This is a genomic window from Candidatus Neptunochlamydia vexilliferae, assembly GCF_015356785.1.
GTDB classification, from domain to species: domain Bacteria; phylum Chlamydiota; class Chlamydiia; order Chlamydiales; family Simkaniaceae; genus Neptunichlamydia; species Neptunichlamydia vexilliferae.
This window is the reverse complement of sequence record NZ_JAAEJV010000067.1, coordinates 1-8,369: the sequence shown is the minus strand read 5'-3', so window position 1 is coordinate 8,369 and position 8,369 is coordinate 1. Positions and strand designations below refer to the sequence as shown.

Sequence of the window (8,369 nt, the reverse complement as noted above, 5' to 3'; positions counted from 1 at the left end):
CCAGAGAGGCCAGCCAACAAAGAAACCCACGATGAGGTGGATTTATCAACTCTTTGAGGGAGTTCATATTCTCTATAAAACAACCGATCAAGGGGTTGCCGAAATGGTACTAAACCTCAATGCAGTGAGGATAACCATACTCAGCTTAATGGGACCGGTATACCAAAAAATATATGAGGATGCAGCATGACTTGCGGAACATGGGCCGGATCTAGTTAAGTGATGCTTCCTCTACACCATTTGGGCATTCTTCAATATTGTTTTCCAAAATGGATTTTTCAACTTGAACAGACGCAAGCCTTTTGGTATCAATACTACTGGCATTTGCCTCAACCTGTTGCCGACCATCACTGATTACAATCTTGTCTCCGCTAATAAAAAACGCTCTTCCAGTAAGGTAACAGGCTTTCAGTGCTAAACGGCTAGAAGCATTATCTTTAATAAGCATAGCTAAATCACGCGATTCTATTTTTTCTATATCCTGAAAAACAAGCGAAAAATCAGGGTACTTAAATTTTGAGCTTTCAATAATTTCTAACATCATTTCTAATGCTTCTCTGACCCCCGTACTTTCTAGAATCTTTTTTAAGATATACGTGTCACACCATGGGTAAACTCCATCAGCAGTTGTGAATCCAACCCTTTCGCTTTTGACTAGCTCAACTACAACTTGCATTTCTTCCTTGGTGAGGATGGTTTTTGCTATCCTTCCTAAAGCTGCTGCTGCCTCTCTCCGAAGAGTTACAGCCTTCTCCTTGTCTTTAATCAATTCAACTAATGCTTGTGCTCCCTCTTTAGAGATCCCTCCATTTTCTCTACCAATTTTTCCCAGAGCTTGAACAGCTACTTCCAGAATAATAAGATCCAGCTCTTTATTGCATATTATTTCAACTAAAACTTCTGTCCCTTCTTTAGCAGTGGGTCCTAGCCCTTTATCAATCTTTGCTAAAGTTGAAGCGACCCTGACTTTAGCGAATGCGCCAAGAGACTCATTATGAGCAGCTTTTTTTAAAACCTTAACTGTCTTATTATCAAGAACACGCCCTCCCTTAATAATATCTGCTAAAGCCTGACTAACATCACCCAGAGTGCATTCATCAAGACCACATCCTACAGCTATTTCTTCCAAAGCATCTCCTGCCTTCTTGCCTAGAGGACCTTTTCCCTTGGAAACTTTTCCTAAAGCCTCAATAGTCCACATTAAAGCGTGCCTATCAAGCTCTTTGTCTTTTGCTGCTTCTACCAATATTTTTATTGCTGCTTCTGCAAGGGGTCCTCCAGTCTTAGCTATTTCTTTTAAAACTCTAGCAGTGTGGCAATAACAACTCCCATTAAGTTCTTTAGTCTTGATAATCTGCTCTGAAATCTTTAACACTCGACTATCCTTAAAGTTTTTTTCTTTAGCACAGACACTAAAACCAAACATAGCAGCTACAGAACTGCCCTCAAATTCTCTATCCTGAGCAATTTCCAGCAATGCCTCCCATGCCTTTTTTCCAAGAATCCCCTTTTCCTTAGCAATAACCCCTAAACAGAGCCCGGAATACCACGAAACAGTGTTTTGTTCCTCTTTATTTTTAGTGACATCTATCAATCCTTGCATTGCCTCTTCTACATTAAAAACTCCCTCATTAACAATTTCCGCTAAAGCAAAACTAATCGTGACTTGAACGTCATTATTAACCTCTTTTTCTTTAAGAGTTTTTATTAAAAACTCTAACTCCTTCTTGCCAAAATCTTCTTTGTTGGTTACTCTTAATGCTAGCGCGGCTTTTGCGCGAGTTTCATTATCTAACCCCGTATTTCTAGCCATTTCTAATGCCACCTTTCCAACAGCTGGAAAAAGCTGCCCATTTGATGCTAGACTTGTCAAGCCTTCGAGTATTCCCATTTGCTTTTTGGGGCTCCTTAGCTGCCTTGAAATCTCTTCTACAATGATTGGCTGATTCGCAAGCTTTACATTATGCCTTAACAAGAAGTAGATTTTTTCGGGAAAGGTAGATTGCATGTAGTTCACAACTTTTTTTGTAAAACCCTCATATTGATCTATTTTCTGTGGATATAAACATTCCTCGAAGCACTGAGCAAGAAGGCGAAGTTCGTAGCCATGAGCTAAATCTTTGGGGGGTAAAAATAGATCGTCAAAAAAAGCTTGAAATGGCCTTTGTTTTTTCGTATGCGAAAGGAGCCCAGATGTCATTCTTAGCATAAGGGTGTAGCGAGGATCAAATTTGATTTTCTGTAGAATTTCCCGACCCGCTTTATAGTTTCCATTTAGATAAAACTGAGCCAGATGAGAGGCTGCAAAATACTCTTGAAAAGTTAGGTGAATAAATTCTCCTTTTTCGTCCTCAATGTTAATGATCCCTATATCTGTTAGGTCATTAAGCCTTCCCCCCTTTTTTTCGATAATATCTTCAATGTCATCTTGTTCTAGATAAAGAGCACTACTTTCCATTGCTTTCCAAGCTATAGCTTCTAAAACTTCGGCTAAACGCTTGATCTTCAGATCATCCTTTCGAGGATCTTTTTGTTGGCGGATATTTCGAGTTAAATAACTAGATTTTCTAGAGCGCAACTGATACCGCTTGTAAAACCAACTAACGGCTTCAATATAGAAGCCTGTGACAGAAAGTGTATGATTAGAGTCAAAAAATGTCTCATCCTCTCTAAAAAGAGAACAGGCGAGGGCAAGATTGAGTGGAATTTTAACAAGGCTTTTTAGATTTGGTCTTTGGTCTATTTCCCTTTGAAGATTTTTAGCTTTTTGCTCAGCCTCTTCATGGGTCAGCTCGTTCTTTTCAACTAATGATAGATAAAACTTGTTTATATATGTTTGAATGCTCATTTCATCAAAGCCAATAATTTCTAGCTCACGGACATAATCCATGTCAATTTTTGCTGGACGTGAAGTGACAAGAATATGGGGGAAAAGGGACTGGAGTTCATAAAAAGCATTTTCTTCTTCAGAGGCTAGTTCGTCATATCCATCAAGAACCAAGAGAGCTTTGTTTCTAAACATGGAATCTTCTAAAAGATGTTTATATTCTCTTAAATCAAAACCACCTCCTTTGGCTAAAATCTCATAAGGATCAAGTGTTGAGACTTCTTTAAAATGCCGAAATTTAACAAAAAAAACGGCATTAAATTCAGGCCATAGATTAGTCCCTTCTATCGCAGCCATTTGGCAAAATGTTGTTTTCCCTGCCCCTGCAGCTCCTGTAATCGCAACTCTTTTTGAGGAAGCATTCTTGAGATTGGAATAATTAAAAAGCTTCTGGGGTTGAATGCATTCTTTGTGGCCAAAAAGAAGTTCATGAGTGTGCGGTCTTTTGTCTCGGAGAGAGCTTTCAGGGATCTCCTTCTTCCCAAGGCTATCGATCATGAAAAGGTTAGTATAAATTCCCTCAATCGGGAAAAAAATTTGCCAGGCTTTTTTATCTCTTACCTTATAGACCGATGTGCGTTGCTTTTTGTAGTAACTCTGAAGGTGTTTAGAAAGATCTTCAACTGTAGGAAGCATATCTCTACCTTCTATTGAAAAATTGGATAGACCAATAAAATCTCTATTACATCGATACCCTTCTAGCTCTTCTCTTCTTTCAGCAAACCACCTCAAGCGGAGCTCCTTTTTTCTCTCAGGGTAGGCCTGAGAAGACTCCTCCCAAAGCTTTTCCATTTTCTCTCTAAATTTTTCTGGACAAAGCCCCAGCAACTCAATAAACAGGTCCTGAAAATGCTTTAAATACCCACCTTCCCGCCAGTCTCTAATGGTACTGAATCTCTCATAGCCAACAGGAAAAGATTTTCTATGCTCTCCACTTAGTAAAATAGGAAATACACGCGTAAGGCTGCTCTTATTATCTTTTTCACGTTTACGAATGATATGGTTAAGTTCTGTACATACCGCAGAAATCCCCTTATCATGTTTATCAAAAAGCGACTCTGTCCCAAATAGAAGAACATAGTCGCTACTTTCTGCCCCTTTCATAAAGCTATTGATATTTTTCCCATATCGATTGGTCTCAATATCAAGCCCAATCTTTGAAAACCCAGCCTTTCCCAGAGATTTTTTGAAAGCCCTTAGGAAAGGTTGCACCCACTTTTCCTTTTCACGCCTTTCATCGGTAGGCCAGGCATAGACACAGTAAGCGCTCTTGTGGGGAGTTTTTTCAAACTCAACCCTCAGTCTTTCTAGATAATCATTAAAAATCACACTTCGATGAAGTTCTTGTTGTTCAAGCTTAAAAAGCTGAGTTTTCTTCTTGTCATATAAGGACAACAGCCTTCTTTCTTTCTCTTCTTGATCTTTTTTATCTTGATCAAAAAAAGCTTTAAGGTGCTCATACTTTCGTCTAATCGGATCTAAAAAAGAGCTAAGTGAATCTAAAGCAAGGGAGTCTGGTGAGGGCGGATAGTTTTCATCAGAAATAACCTCGGTAAGAATGTAATCGATCTTCCCAAGGATGGAATTTTTATGGGCCTGCTCGCCTTGTTTATACTCTTCAATTTCAAGAGATATCTGACAATCTATCTCTTCTATAGACTTTAAAACCTTAAGAGCATACTTATAAATTTCTTCATCTTTGAACAGCCTCTTAGCTTTTTCTTGCTTATCCTTAAATCCTATCGAAATAAAGCTGTCTAGTAAGGTACTTTTATTGTCAGAAAACTCTCCAAGAAGGACTCTTGTAAATAAGAAAAAGCTTAACCAAAAAACCTTAATCAAAGATGTCTTTCCTTACGTTTTCTAAGCAAACGTGGATTATAAATTTATCTTAAGCGTTTATTACCAGATCCTTACAGGCCTATTAAACACTCATACGCAAGCATTCTAACGCACTCCTCTTTTTGTGTTAAGAATTATTTTCACACTTCTTGCATAATCTGTTTTAGCCATCTTTAGTATTTGTTCAGGGGATCGAAAAATTTGCGTGGCAGCTAAAAAATAGTTGAACTAATAACCAAAATTTAATTACGATTAATTGATATGAAACCGACGTATGAAGAGTTAGAAACTGAATTAGCTGAGACTCGTAATGCTTTAAAAGAGGCACAGGAAGCCCTGAAGCTCGCTTTAGAACGGATAGCCAAGCTGGAAGAGCAACTCAACCTAAACTCTAAAAACAGCTCCAAACCACCTTCATCAGATAAAAAAGCCTCAAAGAAGGGGCGTAAGAAAAATGGTGCAAAGCGAGGACATCCAGGGCATTTTCGCCCACTGTTTGCACTAGAAGAGGTAGATAAATTTGTAAATATAGAAGCTAAGCAGTGTCCTAATTGTGCTGAAGAGGTGAGACCCACAGGAAAAATATCTGTCCATCAGCAAGTTAAAATTCCAGAAAAGCCCTATATAGTCACACAGTATAACCGGAAACAATTTTACTGCCCTTGCTGCAAAAAATACCGACTTCCCCATCTCCCAAAAGAGGTTGGGCTATCTGCATTTGGAACAAAACTCTCAGCATTTATGGGATTTTTATCTGGTTCATGCAGGCTACCTCGCAGAGTTTGCCTTGATGTTCTTAAACAGGGTTTTGGCATTAAAGCAGCAGTAGGAACACAAAGCAACATAGAAGGTCGTGTATCTGAGGCGCTAAAACCTGCTTACAAAGAGATCGAAGATAAAGTTCGCCTATCCAGCAAACCAAAGAATATAGACGAAACAGGTTGGAGCCTATGGGGAGAAAGAGAGTTTGTTTGGGTCATGTCAACAAGCCAAGAATCTCTATATAAGATCCAAGAAGGAAGGGGTGCCAAATACCGAGATAGTCTGCTAGGAAATACCAACAAAAGATCAATATTTATCACAGACAGGTTGGCAATTTACAACTTTAAAGGGCCCCATCAGTATTGTCTTGCCCATATTAGAAGAGATCTGAAAAGGTTTGCTCAAAGAGCTCAGCTCGATGGAGAATGGGGAAAGGTGATGCTCGAATGCTTAGACAAAATTTTCCTCTTATGGGGAGAGTACAAAGCAAAAAAAAGAAGCCAAAGAAGCTTTAGGCACTCAAGTAAGCGTTACCGAGATGAATTTGAGTATGGGTTAGCTATTGCAGCTCTGAAAAATGCTCATAGTTCTTCTCTAAGAGGGTTCGCTCGATCCCTATTAAAAAGGTTGAAAAAGCTCTGGGTTTTTGTAACCAGGGAAGGGGTAGAGCCAACTAATAATCAAGCAGAAAGAGACTTAAGAGCAATCGTTTTATGGAGAAAAATAAGCTATGGCTCAAAAAGCGAAAGAGGAGATCGATTTCGGGTATGGGGCGCATAACTACCAAAAGTTGGGTTAGCATATTGGACGCATAATCAAGCCTTAAAATTATAGGTCCCATGGCTAATGAAATGTTTACGGAGCAAAGGAGAGATTCTTTTTAGGTGAGAGTAATTTACTTCGTGCCCTTGCTCTTTTAAGTTCTCGATAGTTTCTCTTATCTTTATGGTATTCCAAAGGAGGACCGCATTGGAGATTAACCCTAAGCAGCTGGCTTTGTTCATGATCTCTTCATAGTCGCTGGTTTTAAACACCCCTTGATCGGCAAAAAATGTGTGCTTCGCGAGGGCGTGTCGGGATTCTTCTAGGTTTCTTTGGCCGTGCACCTCATATCGAAGAGATTTATCGGAAAAAAATCGGAAGATATAGATCGTTTTGATGAGCCTTCCTAGGGATGTGATAGCTTGAGCTAGCCTATCTGATCTGGAGCGGCTGATTAATCTATTGACGATCACATGGGCGGGAGCAATCCCATTTTTTATGGAAGCAACAACTCTCATGATTTGATCCCACTGTTCTTCAATGAGCTGAATGTCTACTGTCCCTGAAAATAGGTGGTTCATTTCTCCATGGTTTTTTGTCTCAATTTTATAAAGTTGCTGAGATGCAATGTCTTTAAGGAGAGGCTGAAAAGAAAATCCTAAGAGAAAACATAGGGCAAAGACATGTTCAGTAAACCCATGGGTATCTGTTGTATGAAACTCAGGGCTAATCATTGTCCGGTTTCTTAGTAGACCATCGATGACATAGGTGGCTTCTCTAGAGGAGCAAGAAATGACTTGTGTGTTGAAGACGCTATGCTGATCAGAGACGTGGGTATAGAGGGTGACTGCCTTGTCATAGTATCCGAAGTATCTGGGGTAGTAGGCTGCAAGGTTCGAGCTTTTTTGCATCCCATAGCGTTGACCATCGGAGCCACTTCTAATTCCACTCCCATAGATTTTACTTAATGGGTCTTGATGGTGGGCATTGACTATAGCGGCGTTAGCGTTATTGAGTGATTCTTCATGGATATTCCATCTAGAAACCCTTCGTAAAGGATCAAGATCTATGCCTTCTGAACTGTAAGCCATTCCATGGAGTCCTATGTTTGTTCCATGGGCAATAATAGCAGCATAAATGAGCTCTGGAGGGGGATCAGATTTTTGCTTATGACCAATAAGGGGCTGGAAATGACTTGAAAAGTTTGTTTTTTGATCGACCTCTGCTAGGAGCTTTTCTATTCGTGTCATTGGCATAAATGACTCTAGGATTTGTTTTAGGGTTTTTACTCCTGGGGGAATAGCTAAGGCTTGATCTCTATGAAATTTTAGATTCCCTTGAGCGTTTAGGTAAACAAAGTCCTCTTTGCGAATGCTCTTCCGCGCTTCTTCTAGATAATGGTTAAACTCTTTCTTCAGTTGGTTCAAAACTCCCTTGAATCGGTGTGGTAAAGATAGCTGTACATAGAGGGATTTTTTTTCTTCTTCCCAGGACTTTTTATCGTAAATTGTCTTCCAAAAGTCGCGATAGTGTCTAGATTGATAGATGTACAGATCTCCGCTGCCAAGGGCCTTTTTGACAGCAATATAGAGCGCCATCTCCCACGTTTTTTGGATGATTTTCCCATCATCATTTTTGAGATGCTTTTTCCACTCTTTTGGAATAAAGCTTGTGGGAGCATCAGGGGGGAGAGAATCGATTTTCCCCTCATTAAGCTTCCTGAGAATCTGGATCGATTTCAGAAGGTATTCGGTTCCTTTGACCGCTTTGAAGTCTAACTTATAAAACCTTTTGGTGTATTGGCGAAGGTTATGGTACCTTGTCATGAGCTCATTGTAATATCCATTTGTCTCTAGGTTATTCAGCGTTGTGCAGTTTTCTATGGCTTTTTCAATTTTATCGATTTCTAAGGTCTTTTTAAAGGCGCTGATCGTTGTTGTTTCGGGGTTTTTACAGTGGTGTTGAGCGACAATTAGGATTGCCGCTTAACGACAATTATCTTTGCCGGTAAGAAACTCCTTGAATTAAGATCTCTTGCATGAAAGTGAGAGGTTAATATGACAGGGAAAAAGATTACAAAGCAACAGATAAGGATTTATATGGAATCTAGAAAGAA

At 39.5% G+C, this 8,369-nt stretch carries 3 protein-coding genes and 1 pseudogene; 2 read left to right on the top strand and 2 right to left on the bottom strand.

Going from position 1 to position 8,369, the window contains the following annotated elements; translation table 11 throughout:
* A pseudogene (locus NEPTK9_RS09760) lies at window positions 1–190 on the top strand (IS1634 family transposase); the annotation flags it as partial.
* Window positions 191–211: 21 nt separating this feature from the next.
* Here the strand turns inward: NEPTK9_RS09760 and NEPTK9_RS08350 are convergent.
* A complete protein-coding gene (locus NEPTK9_RS08350; protein ID WP_194848379.1) occupies window positions 212–4,729 on the bottom strand; it encodes an NACHT domain-containing protein in 4,518 nt (1,505 codons plus the stop codon).
* A gap of 261 nt (window positions 4,730–4,990) precedes the next feature.
* On the opposite strand from NEPTK9_RS08350, the gene tnpC reads away from it, so the two are divergent.
* Entirely contained in the window at window positions 4,991–6,271 is a 1,281-nt protein-coding gene (gene tnpC, locus NEPTK9_RS08345; RefSeq protein WP_194848378.1) for an IS66 family transposase, read from the top strand.
* Window positions 6,272–6,306: 35 nt separating this feature from the next.
* Here the strand turns inward: tnpC and NEPTK9_RS08340 are convergent, their stop codons facing one another.
* On the bottom strand, window positions 6,307–8,184 hold the full coding sequence (locus NEPTK9_RS08340; protein WP_320412059.1) for a Tn3 family transposase: 1,878 nt from the start codon (window positions 8,182–8,184) through the stop codon (window positions 6,307–6,309).
* Window positions 8,185–8,369 lie beyond the last annotated feature (185 nt).

What these genes read in the sequence shown, in the direction of transcription:
- tnpC (WP_194848378.1), top strand. Translation starts at nt 4,991, where the DNA reads ATGAAACCGACGTATGAAGAGTTAGAAACTGAATTAGCTGAGACTCGT.